This window comes from Exiguobacterium sp. s149, assembly GCF_018618395.1.
Lineage (GTDB): Bacteria > Bacillota > Bacilli > Exiguobacteriales > Exiguobacteriaceae > Exiguobacterium > Exiguobacterium chiriqhucha.
The window spans coordinates 151,786-172,603 of record NZ_JACSLZ010000004.1 but is presented as its reverse complement, the minus strand read 5'-3'; the positions used below and the strand labels follow the sequence as shown (position 1 = coordinate 172,603).

General features: G+C 51.9%; 26 protein-coding genes. 22 read left to right on the top strand and 4 right to left on the bottom strand.

Annotated features, from left to right (window positions below; translation table 11 throughout):
* Positions 1-30: 30 nt before the first annotated feature.
* Entirely contained in the window at positions 31-1,386 is a 1,356-nt protein-coding gene (locus KNP81_RS07510) for a cryptochrome/photolyase family protein (protein WP_214719495.1), read from the top strand.
* A gap of 50 nt (positions 1,387-1,436) precedes the next feature.
* On the opposite strand, the gene KNP81_RS07505 is transcribed toward KNP81_RS07510, so the two are convergent.
* On the bottom strand, positions 1,437-2,339 hold the full coding sequence (locus KNP81_RS07505) for a COX15/CtaA family protein (RefSeq protein ID WP_058763310.1): 903 nt from the start codon (positions 2,337-2,339) through the stop codon (positions 1,437-1,439).
* A 331-nt stretch (positions 2,340-2,670) separates the two neighbouring features.
* Between KNP81_RS07505 and cyoE the strand changes: the two genes are divergently transcribed.
* The 10 genes from cyoE to KNP81_RS07455 all read left to right on the top strand — a co-directional run bounded on the left by cyoE (position 2,671) and on the right by KNP81_RS07455 (position 10,617).
* Positions 2,671-3,597 (top strand): heme o synthase, encoded by a 927-nt coding sequence (gene cyoE / locus KNP81_RS07500; protein ID WP_021067016.1) that lies wholly within the window; start codon positions 2,671-2,673, stop codon positions 3,595-3,597.
* Positions 3,598-3,654: 57 nt separating this feature from the next.
* Positions 3,655-4,671 carry a cytochrome c oxidase subunit II gene (gene coxB, locus KNP81_RS07495; protein WP_021067017.1) on the top strand — a complete coding sequence of 339 codons (1,017 nt, stop codon included), beginning with the start codon at positions 3,655-3,657 and terminating at the stop codon, positions 4,669-4,671.
* A 68-nt stretch (positions 4,672-4,739) separates the two neighbouring features.
* Positions 4,740-6,578, top strand: coding sequence for a cytochrome c oxidase subunit I (gene ctaD / locus KNP81_RS07490; RefSeq protein WP_051627797.1), 1,839 nt, complete (start codon positions 4,740-4,742; stop codon positions 6,576-6,578).
* A complete protein-coding gene (locus KNP81_RS07485) occupies positions 6,579-7,205 on the top strand; it encodes a cytochrome (ubi)quinol oxidase subunit III (protein WP_021067019.1) in 627 nt (208 codons plus the stop codon).
* Between the two features lies 1 nt (position 7,206).
* Positions 7,207-7,536: a cytochrome C oxidase subunit IV family protein gene (locus KNP81_RS07480; RefSeq protein ID WP_021067020.1), complete on the top strand. Its 330-nt coding sequence runs from the start codon at positions 7,207-7,209 to the stop codon at positions 7,534-7,536.
* A gap of 134 nt (positions 7,537-7,670) precedes the next feature.
* Positions 7,671-8,594 carry a cytochrome c oxidase assembly protein gene (locus KNP81_RS07475; RefSeq protein WP_214719494.1) on the top strand — a complete coding sequence of 308 codons (924 nt, stop codon included), beginning with the start codon at positions 7,671-7,673 and terminating at the stop codon, positions 8,592-8,594.
* Between the two features lie 23 nt (positions 8,595-8,617).
* Positions 8,618-9,079 carry a DUF420 domain-containing protein gene (locus tag KNP81_RS07470; RefSeq protein WP_034777049.1) on the top strand — a complete coding sequence of 154 codons (462 nt, stop codon included), beginning with the start codon at positions 8,618-8,620 and terminating at the stop codon, positions 9,077-9,079.
* 20 nt (positions 9,080-9,099) lie between these two features.
* Positions 9,100-9,714, top strand: a complete 615-nt coding sequence (locus tag KNP81_RS07465; protein ID WP_214719493.1) for an SCO family protein — start codon at positions 9,100-9,102, stop codon at positions 9,712-9,714.
* Between the two features lie 5 nt (positions 9,715-9,719).
* Positions 9,720-9,992 carry a hypothetical protein gene (locus tag KNP81_RS07460; RefSeq protein ID WP_021067024.1) on the top strand — a complete coding sequence of 91 codons (273 nt, stop codon included), beginning with the start codon at positions 9,720-9,722 and terminating at the stop codon, positions 9,990-9,992.
* A 133-nt stretch (positions 9,993-10,125) separates the two neighbouring features.
* Entirely contained in the window at positions 10,126-10,617 is a 492-nt protein-coding gene (locus tag KNP81_RS07455; protein WP_214719492.1) for a cysteine hydrolase family protein, read from the top strand.
* A gap of 60 nt (positions 10,618-10,677) precedes the next feature.
* Here KNP81_RS07455 and KNP81_RS07450 read toward each other — a convergent pair whose 3' ends face one another.
* Positions 10,678-11,040, bottom strand: coding sequence for a YugN family protein (locus tag KNP81_RS07450; protein WP_021067026.1), 363 nt, complete (start codon positions 11,038-11,040; stop codon positions 10,678-10,680).
* 103 nt (positions 11,041-11,143) lie between these two features.
* Complete coding sequence (locus KNP81_RS07445; protein ID WP_214719491.1) at positions 11,144-11,899, bottom strand: ATP-grasp domain-containing protein; 756 nt, start codon at positions 11,897-11,899, stop codon at positions 11,144-11,146.
* A gap of 130 nt (positions 11,900-12,029) precedes the next feature.
* Here KNP81_RS07445 and KNP81_RS07440 point away from each other — a divergent pair, with 130 nt between their 5' ends.
* Genes KNP81_RS07440 through KNP81_RS07420 form a run of 5 tightly spaced genes read left to right on the top strand, consistent with a single transcriptional unit; the run spans position 12,030 to position 14,834 of the window.
* Positions 12,030-12,476, top strand: coding sequence for a YlbF/YmcA family competence regulator (locus KNP81_RS07440; protein ID WP_034777059.1), 447 nt, complete (start codon positions 12,030-12,032; stop codon positions 12,474-12,476).
* Positions 12,460-12,723, top strand: a complete 264-nt coding sequence (locus tag KNP81_RS07435) for a DUF2129 domain-containing protein (protein ID WP_286038161.1) — start codon at positions 12,460-12,462, stop codon at positions 12,721-12,723. The genes KNP81_RS07440 and KNP81_RS07435 overlap by 17 nt, the downstream gene beginning before the upstream one ends.
* Before the next feature lie 53 nt (positions 12,724-12,776).
* A complete protein-coding gene (rsmD, locus tag KNP81_RS07430; protein ID WP_214719490.1) occupies positions 12,777-13,343 on the top strand; it encodes a 16S rRNA (guanine(966)-N(2))-methyltransferase RsmD in 567 nt (188 codons plus the stop codon).
* Between the two features lie 4 nt (positions 13,344-13,347).
* A complete protein-coding gene (gene coaD, locus KNP81_RS07425; protein WP_214719489.1) occupies positions 13,348-13,845 on the top strand; it encodes a pantetheine-phosphate adenylyltransferase in 498 nt (165 codons plus the stop codon).
* Positions 13,842-14,834, top strand: coding sequence for a SepM family pheromone-processing serine protease (locus tag KNP81_RS07420; protein ID WP_021067032.1), 993 nt, complete (start codon positions 13,842-13,844; stop codon positions 14,832-14,834). Before coaD ends, KNP81_RS07420 begins: the two co-directional genes overlap by 4 nt.
* Here the strand turns inward: KNP81_RS07420 and KNP81_RS07415 are convergent.
* Positions 14,813-15,943: a tRNA(Met) cytidine acetate ligase gene (locus tag KNP81_RS07415; RefSeq protein WP_214719488.1), complete on the bottom strand. Its 1,131-nt coding sequence runs from the start codon at positions 15,941-15,943 to the stop codon at positions 14,813-14,815. The two genes, KNP81_RS07420 and KNP81_RS07415, sit on opposite strands and share 22 nt — an antisense overlap.
* A 157-nt stretch (positions 15,944-16,100) precedes the next feature.
* On the opposite strand from KNP81_RS07415, the gene KNP81_RS07410 reads away from it, so the two are divergent.
* From KNP81_RS07410 to rsmH, 6 genes are all read left to right on the top strand, one after another.
* Entirely contained in the window at positions 16,101-16,628 is a 528-nt protein-coding gene (locus KNP81_RS07410; RefSeq protein WP_029595742.1) for a YceD family protein, read from the top strand.
* A 22-nt stretch (positions 16,629-16,650) separates the two neighbouring features.
* A complete protein-coding gene (gene rpmF, locus KNP81_RS07405) occupies positions 16,651-16,824 on the top strand; it encodes a 50S ribosomal protein L32 (RefSeq protein WP_015881300.1) in 174 nt (57 codons plus the stop codon).
* Positions 16,825-16,932: 108 nt separating this feature from the next.
* Positions 16,933-17,772, top strand: coding sequence for a ketopantoate reductase C-terminal domain-containing protein (locus tag KNP81_RS07400; RefSeq protein WP_214719487.1), 840 nt, complete (start codon positions 16,933-16,935; stop codon positions 17,770-17,772).
* Positions 17,766-18,125, top strand: a complete 360-nt coding sequence (locus KNP81_RS07395) for a DUF3397 domain-containing protein (protein WP_021067036.1) — start codon at positions 17,766-17,768, stop codon at positions 18,123-18,125. Before KNP81_RS07400 ends, KNP81_RS07395 begins: the two co-directional genes overlap by 7 nt.
* 24 nt (positions 18,126-18,149) lie before the next feature.
* Positions 18,150-19,706, top strand: coding sequence for a bacillithiol biosynthesis cysteine-adding enzyme BshC (gene bshC, locus KNP81_RS07390; protein WP_286038162.1), 1,557 nt, complete (start codon positions 18,150-18,152; stop codon positions 19,704-19,706).
* A 168-nt stretch (positions 19,707-19,874) separates the two neighbouring features.
* Positions 19,875-20,807 carry a 16S rRNA (cytosine(1402)-N(4))-methyltransferase RsmH gene (gene rsmH / locus KNP81_RS07385; RefSeq protein WP_021067038.1) on the top strand — a complete coding sequence of 311 codons (933 nt, stop codon included), beginning with the start codon at positions 19,875-19,877 and terminating at the stop codon, positions 20,805-20,807.
* Positions 20,808-20,818 lie beyond the last annotated feature (11 nt).

The window sequence follows — 20,818 nt, the reverse complement described above, 5'->3', positions numbered from 1 at the left end:
ATGCTTCTTTTTTAGATAGGAGTGGGAGAGATGAGACGAGTATGCTGGTTTCGATCGGATTTTCGATTGACAGATAATCATATGTTACACCGGGCCTTGAAAGACGCTGATTCCGACGATGAGATGGAGTTCGTTTTTTGGCTCAACCCTAACTATTGCGAGCCGTTCGAGACGCGCCACGATTACTTTTTCGCGACGATGCGTCAATTCATGGACGAGTTGGAAGAACGCGGGCTCGGACTTCGGGTCATCGTGGCCGATACGGCAGAACAGTTCGTCGAAGTGCTCGGTGAACTTGATGTGCTCTACTTCAACGCCGAGTATGTCGAACCGTTCAAACAGCGGGACGACGCCGTCATTCAGGCGCTCGGGGAAGCGGTCAAAGTCATCCGCCTGCTCGACCGCCATTTGTTCGTCCCGAATGCGTTCACGAAAAAAGACGGCGATCCGTATAAGGTATACACGCCATTTAAAAAAGCAGCCTATGCCGAGGCGCCGCCCGCGCCGTATAAGGTCGACGTGAATGCGTTGAAGCGTCACGTGACGACAGGGCATGAAGTCCCGGTCGAATTGAAGCGTCAGTTCGATCGCTGTGAGCGTTCGTGGAAAGCGCTTGGCGAAGCAGCAGCCAAACGTCGTTTGAGCGACTTCGTCGCGAATCGGATCGATGCGTACGATGAAGACCGCGACATCCCGGCCATCGCCGGCACGAGCCGTCTGTCTCCGTATCTCCGGACCGGGGTGCTCTCCATCCGGACCGTGACGGAAGCGGTGTTGAAGGCGCCGAAATCGAGCGGACGCGACACATATTACGATGAGTTGTTATGGCGCGAATTTTACTATATGATCATGGTCCAATTCCCGGGACTGAAAGACCGTCCGTTCAACGACAAGTATAAGCATCTCGATTGGGAGAACGATGACGAGAACTTCCAGGCGTGGTGTGACGGAAAGACGGGCTACCCGATCGTCGACGCGGCGATGCGGCAATTGAATGAGACGGGCTGGATGCATAACCGGCTTCGCATGATTGTCGCCTCGTTCTTGTCGAAGCATCTGATGATAGACTGGCGGAAAGGGGAACGCTATTTCGAACAGAAGCTGATCGACTATGAAGCAGCCTCGAATATCGGGGGTTGGCAATGGGCGGCTTCGGTCGGGACGGATGCAGTGCCGTACTTCCGTATCTTCAATCCGACGACGCAATCCGAGAAGTTCGATGGGGACGGGACGTTCATCCGGAAGTACGTGCCCGAACTCGCGAATCTCGACAAAAAAGCGATTCATTTCCCTGACTTGACCGAGCGGGATGGATACGTCGACCCAATCGTCGACCATAAGGAAGCGCGTGCCCGGGCACTCGAGCGGTTCAAGGACGCGCAGTAAATAGGCATCAAAAAAAGGAGCGATGCCGTCGCTCCTTTTTTTGTACGTGATTAAATGGATTGTTGTCGTGCGGCCTCGGTCGTCTGTTTCTGACTCCGATACGCATGATATGCCAAGTACGAGATAATCCCGAAATAGCAGGTAATCAAGAAGGCGTGGAGAAGCGGGACGTACGTGGCGTGTCCCCCAAGGACGATCCACGCACCCGTGCCGACTTGAAGCAGGATGAAGAACAGCGAGGCCCACATGCCGGTCTCGACGAGGCGGTTCGTCTCCCGACGTGCCAAGTAGAGGACGTATAATGTATAGAAGACGAGCAATCCGGCCATGATGCGGTGCCCCATTTGGACGTACGACTCGAACGTCCACACGTTCTGGTCACAAATCGGCCAGCCGACACAGGCGTATGTCGCGCCGAGGTGACGGACGTAAGCGCCCGTATAGACGACGACCATCGTATAAATCGTCAAGCCGTAAAGATGAACCTTCAACCGTTCGGAGACGGCCCGATGCACGCGTTCCCCTTCGAATAAGAGAATCGTCAAGATGAGCAGCGATGCGAACGAGACGAGCGAGATGCCGAAGTGGAGCGCGAGAATCGCGTCCGATTGTTGCCAAATGACGGCCCCGGCACCGATAATCGATTGGATGAGCATGAAAATGAACGCGAGGAACGCGAACACTTTGACATCATACCGGTTCTTGACGACCGCAAACGTCCAAATCGTCAAGGCGATGATGAGCAGTCCCTCGATGCCAGAGACGACACGATGACTGTACTCGATCATCGTTTCGACGCTCGGATTGGTCGGGATCAGTTTCCCGTGGCAGAGCGGCCAATCCGTTCCGCACCCGTCGCCGGAGTCCGTCTTTGTCACGGTTCCACCCATGATCAGGACGAGCATCATCCCGAGCGTGACGAGCGCTGAAAATAGTGCGAGTTTTTTATGCATTCGTTTCCACCTGCTTTTGAGAAAAATCACTAGAATTGTGCCTTGTAAGTTTATATTTTTTTCGCCATACTTATTATACGGCTTTACGTCGTAAAAACGAAACGGAAAAGCTTGCAATCGCTATCAAAATCGTTATTCTAGTATTAACATGGCGTTTTTACTGTGACAATTATCACACGTTTGTCACAAAAAACTAGCTATTTTACAAGCATAAACGACGTATTCTTTTTGAAAATATGGTATCTTTGTTATGAGTTAGGTGAACTTTGTTCATATTGTGTTTTTTCTGTGAAAAGAATACGTGGATTTCGTGATTAGTAGGGGGGTCAGTATGACAAAAGTCAACCCAGGAACAATGGCAGAAGTAGAATATACAGAATCCGCCTCGTTCCGCGACTATGTTGCTCTGGCAAAAATGGGAATCGTTCGCGCCAACTTGTTGTTGGTATTCGCCGGTTTCTTTGTAGCAGCAACATATCAGAGTGATACGCCAGTCTTTTATTTATTTGAGGTTTGGCCGCAGCTCTTATTAACGATGTTAGGAAGCGCACTCGTCATCTCCGGGAGTTGTTACCTAAACAACTTCGTGGACCGTGATATCGATTACTTGATGGGACGTACAGACAATCGGCCGAGTGTCACCGGTAAAATTTCAGGAGAACGGATTTTGCTCCTTGGATTAACGCAGCTTGCGATCGGGACATTGCTCTTATTGATCGTCTCGTATGTGGCAGCAGTCTTCGGTTTAATCGGGGCATTTTTTTATGTCGTCATTTATACGATGTGGCTTAAACGGACGCATACGTTGAACACGGTCGTCGGCAGCATCTCCGGAGCGGTACCGCCGCTCATCGGTTGGGCAGCCATCGATCCTGCGCTTCATATCGACGCGTGGCTCATGTTCCTCGTCATGTTCTTGTGGCAACCGCCACACTTCCTCGCGCTCGCCATGCGGCGTGTCGAGGAGTATCGAGCGGCCGGCATTCCGATGCTACCGGTCGTCAACGGCTTTGCGATTACAAAGCGTCAAATCATCTGGTGGATTGCGACGCTGATTCCAGCATCGCTCTTGTTCATGCATTACGGGTTAGTCTACGTAATCATTGCAGCCGGTCTTGGGGGCTACTGGTTATATCTCGGGTTGAAAGGTTTTAAAGCCGAGGATGAAATCAAGTGGGCAAACAAAATGTTCTTTTATTCATTAATTTATTTAGTCGTGTGGATTGTCGCGCTGATTTTGACGGCAGCACTAGCGTAATCACACTCACTATATAGAAACCATTACACATCATTTTGGGAGAAAGTGGGGATTGTTGTGAAATCATTTAAAAAGCTTCTGTTTGGCATCGTCCCGATGATGATGTTCGCACTGCTATTATCAGGGTGCGGCGTTGAGGGATTGTCTGCATTGAAGCCGATGGGAGAAGGCGCTGAAATTCAGCTCCGGATCATTATCATCAGTTTGGTACTTATGCTCTTCGTACTCGTCATCGTATCGATCATTTACGTTTACGTGCTCATGAAGTTCCGTCGTAAAGACGATTCGATTCCGAAGCAAGTCGAAGGAAGCAGCACGCTCGAGATGATTTGGACAGTCGTGCCAATCATCTTGCTCATCATTCTCGCTGTACCGACAATCACGACGACTGTCGAACTCGCGAAAGCGAAAGAAGCGAAAAAAGAAGAAGAAATCAATGTTACGGCTAACTTGTACTGGTGGGAGTTTGAATATCCGAACGCAGGCGTCGTCACGGGACAAGAACTTGTCATCCCGGTCGGCAAACGTGTCGGCATCAACTTGACATCGAAAGACGTCATCCACTCGTTCTGGGTACCGGCTTTATCTGGTAAAACGGACACGAACCCAGGCCTTGATAACGAAATGTGGTTGCATGCAAATGAACCAGGTACGTTCTTCGGGAAATGTGCCGAGCTTTGCGGACCGTCACACGCGCTCATGGACTTCAAAGTCATCGCACTCGAACAAGAAGATTACGACAAATGGCTCGAAGACATGAAAGCTCAGCAAGACGCGAACACAGAAAAACTTGTTGCCGATAACCAAAACTTGACGACAGGTGAGGCCGTTTACGTCGAGAGCTGCTTGAGCTGTCACGGCGGCGGGAAAGTCGCGCCTAGTCTGACAAACTTCGGCGATCGCGAAAAGTTAGCTGGTTATCTTGAAAACAACGAAGAGAAATTGAAAGAATGGATTCGTGATCCTCAAGAATTGAAACAAGGCGCGCTCATGCCTGGCTTCGGTGAAGGCCAAATCAGTGATGAAGAGTTAGATGCACTCGTTGACTTCTTGTACGATCAGAAGATTGACTAACGGGAAAAGGGGGATTTCACGTGGCACAGACCACTGCATTGCAGCAACCGCGTAAATACAATGGCATCATGGATTGGGTTACGACGGTTGACCACAAAAAAATCGGTATTTTGTATTTGTTCTCAGGAATCTTCTTCCTCCTTCTCGGTGGAATTGAAGCATTACTTATTCGGTGGCAACTCGTTCGTCCGATGAACGACTTCGTCAGCGGCGAAACGTTTAACCAATTGATTACGATGCACGGGACGACGATGATCTTCCTAGCGGCCATGCCGATGTTATTCGGATTCATGAACGCCGTCGTACCACTTCAAATCGGGGCACGCGATGTCGCGTTCCCGTTCATTAACTCACTCGGATTCTGGTTGTTCTTCTTCGGTGGTGTCATGTTGAACCTTAGCTGGTTCTTCGGCGCAGCTCCGAACGCAGGCTGGACGGCGTACGCGCCGCTCTCGACACAACCGGAAGCATCAGGGGTCGACTTCTATGCCCTTGGTCTTCAAATTTCAGGTTTCGGTTCACTCATGGCCGGGATTAACTTCCTCGTCACGATTTTGAACATGCGTGCTCCAGGTATGAAACTCATGCGGATGCCGCTCTTCACGTGGACGACGTTCGTCGCTTCGGCGTTGATCGTCTTCGCGTTCCCACCGCTCACAGTCGGATTGTTCATGTTGATGTTCGAACGCTTGTTCGGAGCCGTTTACTTCGACCCGGCAGCCGGCGGTAACGTAGTCATCTGGGAACACCTCTTCTGGATCTTCGGACACCCGGAAGTATACATCTTGATTTTACCGGCGTTCGGTATTTTCTCGGAAATTATTCCGACATTCGCTCGTAAACGCCTATTCGGTTATACAACGATGGTCTTCGCAACGATGCTCATCGGTTTCCTCGGATTCATGGTTTGGGTCCACCACATGTTCACGGTCGGTCTTGGACCGGTCGCCAACTCGATTTTCGCTGTCGCAACAATGGCCATCGCCGTTCCGACAGGGGTCAAAATCTTCAACTGGTTGTTCACACTATGGGGCGGACAAATCAAGTTCAACGTCGCGATGCTCTACTCGGTCGCATTCATTCCATCATTCCTCGTCGGGGGAATGACAGGGGTCATGCTTTCGGTCGCACCGGCCGACTATCAGTACCACGATAGTTACTTCGTTGTCGCTCACTTCCACTACGTAATCGTAGGTGGGGTCGTTTACGGTCTATTTGCAGGACTTTACTACTGGTTCCCGCTCATGTTCGGCAAAGCGCTCTCTGAGAAGCTTGGCTACTGGCAGTTCTGGTTGTTCTTCATCGGGTTCCACTTGACGTTCTTCCCGCAACATTTCCTCGGATTATTCGGGATGCCACGCCGCGTCTTCACATACCTTCCGAACCAAGGGTTTGAGACGATGAACTTGCTGTCGACAATCGGAGCCTTCTTCATGGGTGTGTCGACGATCGTCTTGCTCGTCGCTGTTGTGAAAGCATTCTTGTCGAAACAACGCGTCAAGCCGGACCATTGGGAAGATGGACGTACATTGGAGTGGACGCTTCCTGTACCGACTCCAGAGTACAACTTTGCACAAACACCGCTTGTCAAAGGTCTCGATACGTTCTGGCTCGAGAAGATGGCGGGCAACAAACGGGTATCTGTCGCTGAACCAGTAGCAGACATCCACATGCCGAACAACTCGATTATCCCGTTCTTCATGTCACTCGGCTTGTTCATCGCCGGACTCGGAGCGATTTTCCAAATGGATAACGCAGTTGTCGGTTGGTCACTCATCGTGATCGGATTGCTCATCACATTCGTGTCGATGTTCCTCCGTTCATGGATTGACGACCATGGCTTCTACATTCCAAAATCGAAGATCGAAGCGGATTTGAAAGCGATTCGTGAGAAAGGAGACCAATAAATGGCACATGCAGTCGAAAAACACCCGGTGACCGGAATTCCGGCCAATCCAGAGAAAGCCACGCTGGAAGGGAAAAATAAATATGTAGCCTTCTGGTTCTTCCTCGGTGGAGAGACCGTTCTCTTCGCCTCGCTCTTCGGAACGTATGTCGGTCTACTCAACTCTGGTGCGCCAGAGGAACTTCGTTCTTACAATATCTTTGAGATGGGGCTCGTCTTCTTAATGACGATGCTCCTCCTCACAAGTTCGCTCACAAGTGTTCTCGCCATGATGAACATGAAAGCGAACAATCCAGGCCGCATGAAGTTTTGGTTGGTGATTACGCTTCTCCTCGGGGCAGGTTTCCTTGGAGCTGAGATTTACGAGTTCATCCACTACTACCATATCGGTCACACGTTCACGTCGAGCGCGTTCGGATCTGCGTTCTACACGCTCGTCGGTTTCCACGGCGCGCACGTCACGTTCGGTCTACTTTGGATCACGACGCTGTTGATTCGCAACTGGAACCGTCCAATCGATGTGTACAACGCACCGAAGTTTTACGTGTCGAGCCTGTACTGGCACTTTATCGACGTCGTCTGGGTTTTCATCTTCTCAATCGTCTACCTCTTAGGGATGGTGAGCTAACATGGAAAAACAACCAATCAACGAATCACACAAACAGTTAGAGCTTGAAGTAAAAGCCGAGTCACGCCGCGAGTATCAACTCCAGTTGATCAGCTTCGCGATGATGATTTTGCTCACATTCGTCGCGTTCGGCGCCGTATACGCTGAACTCATGCCGGTGTGGGCGGCAGGTGGTTTCTTAATCATCCTCGCCATCATCCAAGTGTTCTTGCAGCTGTATATCTTCATGCATATGAACAACCGTGGCAACACGTGGATCGTCGGAATGATGTGGCTTGGCATTTTTGTCGCCATCATTACAGTCGCTGCACTTCGCTTGCTCATTTGGTAAATGTGACAAAGGATTGAACATCTGTGGAAACATAGATGATTCAGTCCTTTTTGCTTTACTTCAAAAATAAAGGAATAGTAATCTTGAAGTGAACGGTTTCATTGGTTTGGGAGAGAAAGAAAAGGGGTGAAGGGATGCTCTGGAATACATCAGAGCTACTCAAACAGTTCGATTGGATGACACTTTGGAGTCCATGGTTCGGATTGTTGATGGTAGGGTTGTACGTCCTCTATGCGGTCGTCACAGAGAAAATGGCGAAGCGAGGGTACGAGTCGACCACGTTACTACAAAAGTTCAGTATGTTATCCGCCATTTTATTGTATTACATCGGTTTCGGAAGTCCGGTCGATGTTCTCGCACACATCATCTTCTCGGTACACATGTTGCAGATGGTGCTCGTCTATGTTCTCGCACCGGCGCTCGTCGTGTACGGGATGCCGTATTGGGTGTTCGAGAAATTATTTAGCTATAAGGTGATTGGGCCGACGCTTAAGTTTATGACAAAACCTTTGATCGCACTCGTTTTGTTCAATGCATTATTCACGTTTTACCACATGCCATTCATCTTTGACTACGTCTTGACAAACTATGGTGTGCACCGTATCTTCCACGGCGCCCTCGTCGTCTTCAGTTTGACGATGTGGTATCCGGTCATCGCACCGTTCCTCTCAGAAGAAGAGGAAGGGATGTCAGATTTGAAGCGGATGGTATACATCATCGCGAACGGTGTGCTCTTGACACCGGCCTGTGCGTTCATCATCTTCAGCCAAGGTATCTTGTATGACGCCTATACGGACGCGGAGACGTTCGCAACGGTGCTCGGCTACTGTATGCCGAACGGCGATGTGTCGGGTCTCGATTTGAATGCGCTCATGGGAGCGACGAACAGCGCTCTCGAAGACCAACGTTTCGGCGGGGTATTGATGAAGCTCGGTCAAGAAGTCGTCTACGGTTTCTTCTTCGGCTGGACGTTCTTCGGTTGGGTGCGCCGGACGAAATCGCTTGCGATTGACGAAGGCATGTCGTTCACACCGCAAGAACCAAAAGAGAAAAAATGAACTAAGTCAAAGGGGAAACTACGATGAACTATCTTGCCTTGATCAGTGTGACATTCATTGTCATCAGTGCTATTTTAGTAGCGATTGGATGGACGATCATTGCGCGCGATCGCCGCAACGTCGACAAGCATAAGAAAGTCATGACGGCCGCCGCAATCGCCGCGACGACATTCTTCATTCTTTACGTCTCACGGACGATTTTTGTCGGCAATACCGCTTTCGGAGGACCAGATTCTGTGAAGCCTTACTATTTGGCGTTCATGATTTTCCATATCCTGCTCGCGACGACGGGTGGGGTCCTCGGATTGATCACGCTTTACCTCGGCTATAAAAATAAAGTCGAGAAACACCGTAAAATCGGACCGAAAGCCTCGGTCGTCTGGTTTTTCACAGCGATTACAGGCGTGACGGTATACGTCCTCCTTTATGTCGCCTATGACCCGGGTGAGACGACGAACGTCTTCCGTGCCATTATCGGCGGGTGAATCGAGAGAGGGGGATGAGGATGAAACGGAACAGCTATATGACGGTCGGCTTGACGGTCGCCATTCTGGTGGCAATCGGTGTGGCCTCGTACTTCTTTTTCTTTAAAGAAGAGGACCTGCCCGTCATCCAAGAGCCGACCCCGTTCACGTTGACGAACGCGCTCGACGGTCAGTCGTACAATTCGGATAATGGCAAAGTCAAAATCGTCACGTTCTTCTATACGAACTGTCCGGACATCTGCCCGCTCACGTTGCGTGACTTCATGAAGCTCGAGCAAGAGTTGAAAGCGAACGACCTGTACGGGACGGACGTCGAGCTCGTCGCCATCACTGTCGACCCTGAAGTCGATACGGTGCCGGTCCTCGAGAATTATGGGGAGGCGTTTCAAGCCGAACCGACGGGCTGGAAGATGTTGACCGGGGACCAGGCCGATATCGACCGCATCACGCGTCAGCTTCAATTCTATTATTCGAAAGCGAACAGCGGACTCGTCACGCATGCGACGACGATGTATATCATCGACCGTCAGCACGACGTCCGTGCGGTCGCCCAAATGGCCACGGCAGGAGAAAAACCCGTCGATATCGAAACCATTATGGAGGACGTGTTAGTACTCGCGGCAGAAAAGGAGTGAAGAAGATGAATGATACGATGGCTGTCATCGGAAATGATTATTCCTATGGAGATGTGACGATCGCCGAGCGGGCGATTGAGGATTTGATTGCTTGCAGTGCAATCGAATTCGGATTGCGCGAAGTGAAGGTCGTGTCCGTCTCGAAAGAGCGATACGATTATCAAATCGTTGCACCCGTCTCACTCGTTGAGGCTGAACGCTTATATCGGTACGTGCGCGACCAGTTCGACTTGTTGCTCGGACAAGTCGATGTGACGCTCAACGTCATCGCGACATGACAAAAGGGAGACCCTCGGCGGGTCCTCCCTTTTTTGTATGCTGATGATTTATTTTGTCTATATTTTCCAAGATTCAACTCTGGTAAGATGAAAAGAGTAGTTACGGTACACGACTCATCGAGGGGGAAATCAGATGCAACAGCAAGCGTTGGTCGTCATCGACATTCAGAATGACATCACGAAAAATTACAAAGCGATCATCGACAACATCAACACATCAATCGATTGGGCGGTCGCCAAGGGACTTCATGTCGTCTATATTCGGCATGAGAACTTATCTGCGGGGACGAGAACGTTCAAAACCGGGACGCGCGGGGCGGAATTAGTCCCAGATTTGAAGATTGTGTCTGATCACGTGTTCACCAAATACAAGGGCAACGCCTTGACGAGCGAGGCGTTCGCGACGTTCATTGAACAGCACGGCATCGACACGTTCTATATCACCGGGGGCGATGCGACCGCCTGTGTGAAGTCGACGTGTTACAATCTGCGGAAATCCGACTATACGGTTAGCGTCCTGTCGGATTGCATCACGAGCTATGACTTGAAGAAAATCGACGACATGATTGCGTATTACGAGGGTAAGGGCTGCACCATCATCCAATCAGAGGACTTGTCGGCGTAACTTGCTCTGCCGATGCTTACCTCGGTTCGTTATATGTGTCCATAAGAAAAACCCCTTCGCTTATGCAAGGGGTTTTACTTCGAGTGTCTCAGCGAGTGCGGCTAGACGACGCTCGCAATCACGGACGATTTCTTCTGGGAACTCTTCGTCGTACTCGACGCCGTGCGGGTAGTAATGTTTTCCGAGAATTGGTGTCAACATTTTGACGACCGCATGACGGTCCTCGATTTGGCCTTCGATTGCATATACCGGTAAGCGAAGGTAGAACGTCTCGCCTGTCGATTGTTTCTCGTACTTCATGTCATACGTTGCACGCTCATAGTCCCAAGCGCCTTCACGGATGAAATGATGATGATCCATGATCGTCTCGAGCAAACCGAAGCGGATCTCTTTTCCCTCGATGTGGAACTGCTCAAATTTCATCATAATCCCCCTTTTCCCTAATAAACCTCATATGTCATCATATCATATTCGAAAACGTTCTTGGAATAACGTGTGTTCAAATTGTGAAAAAAAGATGAACGCCTCAAGCGCGGGTGTCGAGGTAATGGTTGATTTTGTCTGTAAGCCTCACACCGAGCGGCATGAGTCCCTCTGAGCCGAAGAAGACGTTGAACTCTAAAATGTAAAATTCACCGTCGGCGACGATGACGTCGAAGGCCGCGTGATTGATGTGGAGCGTCTTGGCGATGTCGAGCACTTCCGCGACGACGTCTTCCGGGATATCATCATATGAGAACTGGGCGCCTTGGGCGACGTTGTTCAAGAACGCCTCGCTGACACGCCAATACGAACCGACGACTTCTTCACCGATGACGATGATTCGCAGGTCACGGTCGTTCGGGATGTATTGCTGGACGTAAAACGTCTCGTGCTTGTCGACGTACTTGAGCCAATCCTGTTCATGCTTGATGAGCCAGACGCCTTGTCCCATCGACGACTTGGCCGTCTTGGCGACGAACGGATACTCGAACTCTTCCAAAACACGCTCAATCGTATAAGGGTTTTTCCCGTAGATGAGCGTCTTCGGGATTCGGTGCGGGAACGTCGCCTTGAAGGCGCGCGTCATCTCAATCTTATCGTGCCCGAGGTGATACGTGGCTGGAGACGGGAAAATCGGTTTATTGAGTCCGTAGATGATCGAGTTAACCATCCAATATTCAGGGAACAAGACGAGGTCGGCTGCTCTTACTTTATCGAGCTGGTCGTAATAATATTCAGGTTTCGCATAGTCGGTCTTAATGCCGGCCGAGCGAATCATATTGAATGAGACTTTTTTCATAGCGAGGTGCAGGTGCGCACCTGTTCACTTCCTTTCTGGTTGGACGCTTGACAGTCATATTCAATTATAAAGCCGATTGCTTACAGAGGGAATCAAATGTGTTAAAATCATGGCAGAAAGGGTGAAAGCCATGATTATTACTGAACAGACGATCGCCCTGCTCGATCAAACGGAATCGTTAGCCGATTTGATTGAAGCGAGCGAGTCGTTCCAAACATATATTGCCACGAAACAAGCGCGAGCCCAATCAGAGGAAGCGCGTCTCGTGGAACGTGAGTTCTTGCGGATGAAAGAAGATTACGAGTACGTACAGCGGTTCGGGAAACATCACCCGGACCACGATCGCATTAAAAAAGAGATGCATCTCGTCAAACGGCGTCTCGATGTCCAGCCAGAAGTGGCCGCATTTAAAAAAGCGGAACGCAGTTTAGATAAGCTGCTCGGGGAAGTGAGTGAGCTGTTGGCCTTCTCGGTTTCTCCAAAAATCAAAGTCCCGACCGGAAACCCGTTCTTCGACGAAGGCGGATGTTCAGGCGGAGGAAGTTGTGGAGGCGGAAGCTGTGGATGTGCCATCTAAGACGTTTGAGTTGAATGGTCGAATCGGGTTCGTCGTTTACGTCCAATCGTTGAAACAAGTGAAGGCGTTGCGTCGCTATGCGAACCTGTATTACGTGTCAAAGCGGGAGAAGTACGCCTTCTTGTATACCGACCTTGATGGACATGAGGCGATTCTCGAACAAGTGAGCGCGTTGCCGTTCGTCGAAGCGGTCGTCCGCAGTGAGCGGCCGTTCGTCGCGGAAACGTACGAATCGAAGCAGAAATAACACAGAGATGAAGGCGGCACCGCCTTCATCTTTTGTGGTGAAGGAGAACGAATATGCGAGTGATTTCAGGAGAAAGAAAAGGGACCCGACTCAAGGCGGTCCCGGGGTCGGCCACACGACCAACGACAGATAAAGTAAAAGAATCGTTATTCAACATCATCGGTCCTTATTTCGCCGGGGGCGATGCGCTTGACCTATACGCCGGGAGCGGCGGTCTAGGAATCGAGGCGTTGTCACGGGGGTGTGACCATGCCGTGTTCGTCGACAAGCAACGAAAGGCGATTCAGACGGTCACAGACAATTTGCAGACGACACGTTACGAGTCGAAAGCGACGGTGCTCCAACAAGACGCTCGCTCTGTTCTCGACCAACTCGTCCTCAAAGGTCAGCCGTTTAAACTGATATTCATGGACCCGCCGTACCATGCGGAGGAACATGTGCCGTTTTTACAAATCATTGAAACGAACCGGCTGTTGACGGACAACGGTGTCGTCGTCTGCGAGCACGGCAGCGACGTGACGTTGCCGGACCGAGTCGGGCAGTTGGAAAAAATCAAGGTGCAACGCTACTCGGACGTGATTACGATCAGCTTTTACGAGTATGCAGCGACCGAGGAGTGAGAACATGTCAAAACGTATCGCGATTTGCCCGGGGAGCTTTGACCCGATTACGAACGGCCATTTAGATATCATCGAGCGGGCGGCGGCTATCTTCGACGAAGTTATAGTCGCCGTGCTCGAAAACTCGAGTAAGGCACCTCTCTTTAACGTGGAAGAGCGTCTGTCGCTCATTCGTGAGGTGACCACACATTTACCGAACGTCACCGCCGACGCGTTTGGCGGTCTGCTCGTCGAATATGCCGCCAAGCGTGAGGCGGCGACCATCGTCCGTGGCCTGCGGGCCGTCTCGGACTTCGAGTATGAGCTTCAAATCGCATCGATCAATAAAAAGTTGAATGAGAACGTGGAGACGTTGTTCATGATGACGAACAGCCAGTACTCGTTCCTCAGCTCTTCGATTGTGAAAGAAGTCGCCAAATACGGGGCGTCCGTCGCCGAGCTCGTCCCGGAGCAAGTCGAACTCGCGTTGCGGCAAAAATATGAAGTGAGTCCCGGACAATGAAGTCGCTCAAAATCGGTTTCGGTCTGCTCGTGGCTGTCCTGATTTTCTTGTTCGTGCCACTCCCGTATTACATCACGTATCCGGGCGAGGCGACGACGATCGAAGAGTTCATGACGGTCGAGGGCGGGGACAAAGAACCGGGCGAACTGAAGATGGTGACCATCTCGCAACGCCGGGCGACACCGCTCTGGCTCGTCGGCAGCTGGTTCACCCCGTTCACGGAGGCGAGTCCGGCCAGCCGCTATCTGTATGACGGGGAAAGCGAGGCGGACTACGAACGCAGACAAGAGTTGTTGATGTCGTCGTCGCAACAAGCGGCGATTCAATACGCCTATGAGTTGGCGGACGCCGATGTGACGGTGACGTTTGACGGCATGTACGTCTCGGCCCCAATCACGGGGTCGCTCGCCGCGAACGTCTTGAAGCCGGGTGACATCATCACGGCGCTCGATGGCCAATCGTTCGCATCGCGCCTTGACTTTATCGAACGCGTCGCCTCATTTGAAGCCGGCGATGAAGTCTCTGTCACGCTTGAACGTGACGGTCGCGAACGTGAGGTCGATACGCTGATTCAACCGATTGACCGGAGCGGGGACCGGGTCGGGCTTGGGATTTATGAGCCGCTGCCCGTCCAGGACGTGCGCACGGACCCGGACGTCTCGTTCGAACTGACGAACGTCGGCGGACCGTCGGCCGGCCTCATGTTCACGCTCGAGATTTTTGATCAGTTGACGCCGGGCGATTTGACGGGCGGTGCCGTCATTGCCGGAACGGGAACGGTCGATGAGTTAGGGAACGTCGGGCCGATTGGCGGGGCATGGCAAAAAATCGTAGCTGCGGACGAGGCTGGGGCATCCGTGTTCTTCGTGCCGGCCGGGTCGAACTACGACGAGGCGATGGAGTCGCTCGACCGACTCGAGAGCGACATTGAAGTCGTTCCCGTCAAGACGGTCGAGGAAGCCATCGATTATTTAGAATCGATGAATTGAGGAGTTTGCATATGTTCGACGAGTGACCGATTTCCGAGCGGAAGGCGATACGCCTCGGTCACTCGAGCCTCGAACGCAAGATCGGGATGGTACTTGCTGAGGAGCGGTACGTCTTTTTTTATGTCCTTTAACACAGTGCGCCCGATTGTGTTGAACGCGAGCGGACGGATATACGGTACGTCGTCGAACCGTTCCGGCAACTCGTCCTGTCGCCAATGGATGAGGATGGCGACGAGCGCTCGTTGGATGGACGTCCGGGTATAACGTCTCGTCAATAAGCGGGCGAGCGCCTGTTCGAACGTCGGCTCGAGCCCGGCTTGAATCAAGCGGGGCGACAGCGAGCTGTCGATACCGACGAGTTGCTCAAGTACGTCTTTCGGGGTCGTCCGCAGCTTATATTGAAGGACGGGCCAATAAAGTGACCAATGCGCCATCGGATTGTCCTGAAACAGCGTTCTCGTGGCGTCAGGGACGGCCCGGACCAGACCTGACTCTAAGTAGTGGGCGCGCACGCCCGTGGCCGACATGACGTCTGAGACGCTCGGGTCATGGTATCCGGCCCCGAGACGGCGAATCGTGTGCAGTTCGATGGACGTCGCCGCTTTCGCGTAGTGATAGGCGAGAATGTTGTTCGGGAGCGTCAAATCAAAGTCGGGATAGAGTGACCCGAACGCCTCGCTCGACGCCTTGGCGGAAGAACGTCCATTGTCCAACGCTTCTTTGAACGCCGTCTGATAGGCTGGAGTCGCTTCGATGTTGGCCGCCGCCGCCTGGGTAACGTCGCTGATGTCGCCGCTCTCGCTACCGAAGGACAGCGTTTGACAACGTACGCGCTCGGCGATGGCGACCGCGGCGCTCGCGAACCGGTCGGCCCGGTGCACGCCGAAACGAGTCGGGAGTTCGATGACGAGGTCGATCGCGCCCGTTTGGACGGCGGCGCGGGCCCGGCTCCATTTGTCGAAAGCTGCCGGCTCGCCGCGCTGGGTGAACTGGGCACTCATGACGGCGATGACAGCGTCAGCGTCTGTTTCGATCCGGGCTCGTTCCGCCTGATGGAGGTGCCCGTTATGGAACGGATTGTACTCGGCAATGATGGCCGTTTTTCGCATAAAATTACTCCTTTGCATTGTCGATTGGATTGGTGTAAGATGGATAAGTACGCTTTGGCAAAGCGCCGTCGTCAACTGATTTTAGTGTAAAGAAAAAACATTGACAAAACAAGTTGGCCTATCTATAATTCATATTGTTGCAATTGAGGTGATTCGGATGAAGTGGTCTATTGCACAGCTACTTAAGCTACGAAACCAGGGTGACAGTTTTACCATCGATGAGATGGTCGAACTACCAGAGCTTACTCAGCTCCATCCGGATATCCGTTCGATTCGTCCGGTGCATGTGCACGGGAATGCGTCGTTCACATCTAATCAAGTTACATTCAATCTGAAGATTCAAGGTGACCTGACGTTGCCAGATGCGCGTACGTTGGATGATGTCATTTATGAATTCGATATTGAATCGCTCGAGCCTTTCTTTTTGGAGAATGGGCGTTATACGGAGCAATTCGATGATGTCAATTTGCCAGAAGGAAATACGATTGATCTGCGACCGATCGTAAAAGAGCTCATCATGTTAGACGTCCCAATGCAAATCTTTGGGAACGAAACAGACAAAACTCAGGTTGAAGGGGAAGGCTGGTCCGTCATTGACGAGCAGCCGGACGACCAACCAAAAATTGACCCGCGCCTCGCGGGGCTCGCTGACTTGTTCTCTAAAAAAGAGGACGAGAACGGCTAACTTTTCAAGGAGGTGGACAACGATGGCAGTACCATTCCGTAGAACGTCGAAAACTCGCAAACGTCTTCGTCGTACTCACTTCAAACTCAACGTACCTGGTATGAACGAGTGCCCGAACTGTGGCGAAATGAAGCTTTCTCACCGTGTATGCAAATCTTGCGGACACTACAACGGTAAAGAAGTAACAAGCAAATAATGCGAAAAGAAGCGGTCTCCTCGGAGGCCGCTTCTTTTTTTATTTTTGGGTCGTGGAAACAGATTGTGGTAAACTTTTCAGTGCAGACTAGACGTGGAGGGATGGCCAATGAAGCCGATTAAACGAATTGGGATTATCGGGAACGGCGCCGTCGGCATGTTGATGGCTTCGCTGTTCGAACCGGACTATACGGTGACCCTCTATGGCCGTGTTGACGAGGCATCGACTGTGATGATCGAACGTACCGGCGTCACGCAGGGAACGGTTCAGGTTCGCCTCTGTCCGGTGACGAAAATCATTGAGACGGAGCAGGACGTGTTCTTTGTGACGACGAAAGCGCATCAGGTCGAGGCGGCGACGGAACGATTGTCCGGCGACGTACCCGTATTCATCTGTTCGAACGGAATCGCGCATCTCGACTATGCACGTACGAAAGGATTCCACCTCGGTGTGGTCGAACATGGTGTGAGCCGCGATGGCCATCGGCTTCAGCATACCGGGCTCGGGCGCATCCGCATCGGCAGCCTCGGCTCGCTCGAAGAGATGTCGTTCAACGCGTCACCGCTCACTGTCGTGTGGGAGACGGATATCGAACAAGTCGTCACCGAGAAACTATTCGCCAACGCAATCATCAATCCGATTACGGCGCTCTGCCGTGTCGAGAACGGTGCGGTCGCCGTACCGCCTTGCCGCGATATCGCGACGGCGCTTTACGAAGAACTGACGATGTTGTTCGACCGTCACGTCCCGTATACATATATCGACACGATTATCGACAAGACGGCACACAATCGTTCTTCGATGCTACGTGACATCGAGGCGGGGCGCCAGACCGAGGTCGACGCCATCTTGACGCCGCTCTTGAAACGTGCCGACGAACGAGGCGTCACATTGACCGTCATTCCGGTCATGCAAAAATTAATTTTAGGAGCGAGCGTATCGTGCTAGTGTATATCGTTTCATTTCCACTCGTCATTTGGTTTATGGTGTATATGATACTTAGAAAAATTATGCCGAAATCGGTTAATACGTTCAAACTCGCCTGTGACGCCGGCGTGATCCTTTGGTTTTATGCATGTGCGGTTCTGCTCGAAGCGATTGTCGGGATCGATTTGATCTGGCTGTTGCTTGCGGTCTGTGCCGCCATCTTCCCGGCCAACGCGATTTGGCAACGGATTCGCCATGAGGATGTCGTCTATTCGAAGATGTTCGTACACGGGTGGCGCTTATTGTTTCTGGTGCTCGTCCCGGCCCACATCGTCTTGTTTACGATTGGCATCGCACGAGAGATGATGTATTAATCGTTTGAAAGGAAGTCGTTATACGTGAGGATAGAGTCGCTAGACGCCATGTACGCCCCATCGTCTCCGATGATGCAAGTGGAGACGGGCTATTCGAAATGGCTGGACTATACAGGGATGGATGAGCTCGAGGTGAGGGCGGACGAACTGATGAACCGTTCCTTCAAGCATTTGCCCGCGCTCGTCGACATTTTGCGAGACCAACAAGCCGTCCACGGTCCGATTTCTCCGGCGCTCGAATCAAAACTCGAAGCGTTGGCCGCCGGTGAGGCGTTCACGATGGTGACCGGGCAACAAGTCGGGGTGTTCGGTGGTCCGTTGTTCGCGGTGTATAAACTGTTGACCGTGCTGAAGAAGACCAGACAGGCGGAAGCGAAATTGAACAAACCGGTCCTCCCGATCTTTTGGATGGCGACGGAGGATCATGATTATGCCGAAATCAATCATGTCTTCGTGAGCCAACCGCTGTCGCGTCAACTGCGCAAAGAGGCGTTGTCGACCGTCCCGCTCGCCGGGAAGGCGTCGGTCGGAGAATTGGAATTCGATCGCCTTAAAATCGAACTCGTGCAAATGTTGCAACGCCTCTTGTTATCCGAGACGGAGACGCGTTATACGACGACGCTCTATCATGAGCTCGTCGATGTGATTCAAGCGAGCCATTCGTTCGCCCAATTCTTCGGTCAAATGATGCGTCGGTTTGTCGGCACGGACTTCATCCTGTTCGACCCGCACCAGCCGGAAGTTCGGGCCCTCGAGCGCGACGCGTTCAAACGGTTGATCACGGAACACGATCGCTTGCAGGCGGCGCTGCACGATTCGTTCGAGGACGGGATGCCGATTGTCGAGTTGAATCGGGAAGCGGCCCACCTGTTCTATCACGATGGGACGCGCGAACTGTTGACGAAACAGGACGGGCTCTTCACGACGAAGCGGGGCCACCGCTTCACGGAGGCTGAGCTGATTCAACAAGTGGAAACGCACCCGGAGCGGTTCTCGAACAACGTCGTGTCCCGTCCACTCATGCAGGACCACTTGTTCCCGACACTCGCCTATATCGCAGGTCCTGGTGAAATCGCCTATTGGCTTCAACTTCGTCCCTTGTTCCATGTCCTCGATTGGAAGATGCCACTGTTGCTTCCACGGCTCGGGGCCGTGCTCGTCTCGGCGAACGATGAGAAGAAGCTCGCCCAAGAAGGCGTGACGCTCGTCGACTATTTGGCGGACCCGTTACCGGATCACACGTTCGATGATGAAGCGTTTGACCAAAACCTGTATGCGTACCGGACGCTCACGGAAGCAATCGGGCGCGAGGCAGGCAAACACGGCCACCGGTTTGATGCGAAGGCACGCCATGTGCTCGAACGCCTTGGCGACGAGATGCGAGCTGAAGCGAAACGCAACCAATATCGCTTGAACAGTCGCCGGATTCATCTATCGACACGGCTCTTGCCGATGGACGCCCCGCAAGAACGGATTTGGTCGATGGTCCCTTTGTTAAACCGTCACGGTCTCGATTTGTTCGAGCGTTTACGCCGGACTTATGAACAAGCTGATTTCGAGCGATGTTTGGTCAAATTGTAACCGAAATGTGCTCGATTGAGATGGTTCCCAGAAATTTGTGGGAACCATTTTTTGTTTGTTACCTTTTTGTTTCCTCTTTTCGCTAAAAAGCTATGCGGCGCTTGACATTTTTATGATAAAGTAAACGTAATAAAATAGTTGAAAAATGTAGGTTGAGAGGGTTTTTGTATGTTTGAGCATGAAACGGTATTAAAAATGGAGTCCATTGAGGGATTAAATATTAAGCCAGACGGGATTTATGTCGATTGTACGTTAGGAGGAGCCGGTCACAGCGAAGAAATCGTCAAGCGTTTGACGACAGGCCATCTATACGCCTTCGACCAAGACGACGTCGCGCTCAAGCACGCGAGTGAGCGGCTGGCTCCATATGAGGACCGGGTTACGTTCATTAAAAGCAATTTCGTCCATTTGAAAGACGAACTGTTGGCGCGGGGAATCACTCAGGTCGATGGGGTATTGTTCGACCTTGGCGTATCGTCGCCGCAGCTCGATGAGGCCGAACGTGGCTTTAGCTACAATTACGACGCACCGCTCGATATGCGTATGGACCGTTCACGCGAGCTGTCCGCGTATCACGTCGTCAACGAATGGCCGTTCGGAGATCTTGCCCGCATCTTCTTTACATACGGGGAAGAAAAATTCTCCAAACAGATTGCGCGTAAGATTGAGCAGGCCCGTGCCGTCAAACCGATCGAGACGACGTTCGAACTCGTCGAATTGATTAAAGACGCAATTCCGGCGCCAGCTCGACGAAAAGGCGGTCATCCTGCGAAGCGGACGTTCCAAGCCATCCGCATCGCCGTCAACGATGAGTTGAACGTGTTCGACCGTGCCGTCCAAGACGCGATCGACATGCTCGCCATCAACGGACGCATTTGCGTCATCACGTTCCATTCGTTAGAAGATCGAATTTGTAAGCAAGTGTTCAAAGAGAAAAGCCAGCATCCGCCGTTACCGCCCGGATTGCCGGTCATCCCGAAAGAGTTTGAACCCGAACTGAAATTGATCACGCGCAAGCCGATCACAGCCGGGGACGACGAGCTCGAAGGCAACCGCCGGGCCCGTTCTGCCAAACTCCGGGTCGCAGAAAAACAAAAATAGACTGTACGTAG

Excerpts from the sequence above, each read along its gene's own strand:
- cyoE (WP_021067016.1), top strand. The coding sequence starts at position 2,671 with ATGACAAAAGTCAACCCAGGAACAATGGCAGAAGTAGAATATACAGAA.
- rpmF (WP_015881300.1), top strand. The coding sequence starts at position 16,651 with ATGGCAGTACCATTCCGTAGAACGTCGAAAACTCGCAAACGTCTTCGT.
- KNP81_RS07400 (WP_214719487.1), top strand. The coding sequence starts at position 16,933 with ATGAAGCCGATTAAACGAATTGGGATTATCGGGAACGGCGCCGTCGGC.
- KNP81_RS07510 (WP_214719495.1), top strand. The coding sequence starts at position 31 with ATGAGACGAGTATGCTGGTTTCGATCGGATTTTCGATTGACAGATAAT.
- coaD (WP_214719489.1), top strand. The coding sequence starts at position 13,348 with ATGTCAAAACGTATCGCGATTTGCCCGGGGAGCTTTGACCCGATTACG.
- KNP81_RS07480 (WP_021067020.1), top strand. The coding sequence starts at position 7,207 with ATGGAAAAACAACCAATCAACGAATCACACAAACAGTTAGAGCTTGAA.
- KNP81_RS07460 (WP_021067024.1), top strand. The coding sequence starts at position 9,720 with ATGAATGATACGATGGCTGTCATCGGAAATGATTATTCCTATGGAGAT.
- KNP81_RS07410 (WP_029595742.1), top strand. The coding sequence starts at position 16,101 with ATGAAGTGGTCTATTGCACAGCTACTTAAGCTACGAAACCAGGGTGAC.
- KNP81_RS07420 (WP_021067032.1), top strand. The coding sequence starts at position 13,842 with ATGAAGTCGCTCAAAATCGGTTTCGGTCTGCTCGTGGCTGTCCTGATT.
- ctaD (WP_051627797.1), top strand. The coding sequence starts at position 4,740 with ATGGATTGGGTTACGACGGTTGACCACAAAAAAATCGGTATTTTGTAT.
- KNP81_RS07455 (WP_214719492.1), top strand. The coding sequence starts at position 10,126 with ATGCAACAGCAAGCGTTGGTCGTCATCGACATTCAGAATGACATCACG.
- KNP81_RS07470 (WP_034777049.1), top strand. The coding sequence starts at position 8,618 with ATGAACTATCTTGCCTTGATCAGTGTGACATTCATTGTCATCAGTGCT.
- rsmH (WP_021067038.1), top strand. The coding sequence starts at position 19,875 with ATGTTTGAGCATGAAACGGTATTAAAAATGGAGTCCATTGAGGGATTA.
- KNP81_RS07485 (WP_021067019.1), top strand. The coding sequence starts at position 6,579 with ATGGCACATGCAGTCGAAAAACACCCGGTGACCGGAATTCCGGCCAAT.
- KNP81_RS07505 (WP_058763310.1), bottom strand. The coding sequence starts at position 2,339 with ATGCATAAAAAACTCGCACTATTTTCAGCGCTCGTCACGCTCGGGATG.
- KNP81_RS07465 (WP_214719493.1), top strand. The coding sequence starts at position 9,100 with ATGAAACGGAACAGCTATATGACGGTCGGCTTGACGGTCGCCATTCTG.
- KNP81_RS07450 (WP_021067026.1), bottom strand. The coding sequence starts at position 11,040 with ATGAAATTTGAGCAGTTCCACATCGAGGGAAAAGAGATCCGCTTCGGT.
- KNP81_RS07445 (WP_214719491.1), bottom strand. The coding sequence starts at position 11,899 with ATGAAAAAAGTCTCATTCAATATGATTCGCTCGGCCGGCATTAAGACC.
- KNP81_RS07440 (WP_034777059.1), top strand. The coding sequence starts at position 12,030 with ATGATTATTACTGAACAGACGATCGCCCTGCTCGATCAAACGGAATCG.
- KNP81_RS07415 (WP_214719488.1), bottom strand. The coding sequence starts at position 15,943 with ATGCGAAAAACGGCCATCATTGCCGAGTACAATCCGTTCCATAACGGG.
- rsmD (WP_214719490.1), top strand. The coding sequence starts at position 12,777 with ATGCGAGTGATTTCAGGAGAAAGAAAAGGGACCCGACTCAAGGCGGTC.
- KNP81_RS07475 (WP_214719494.1), top strand. The coding sequence starts at position 7,671 with ATGCTCTGGAATACATCAGAGCTACTCAAACAGTTCGATTGGATGACA.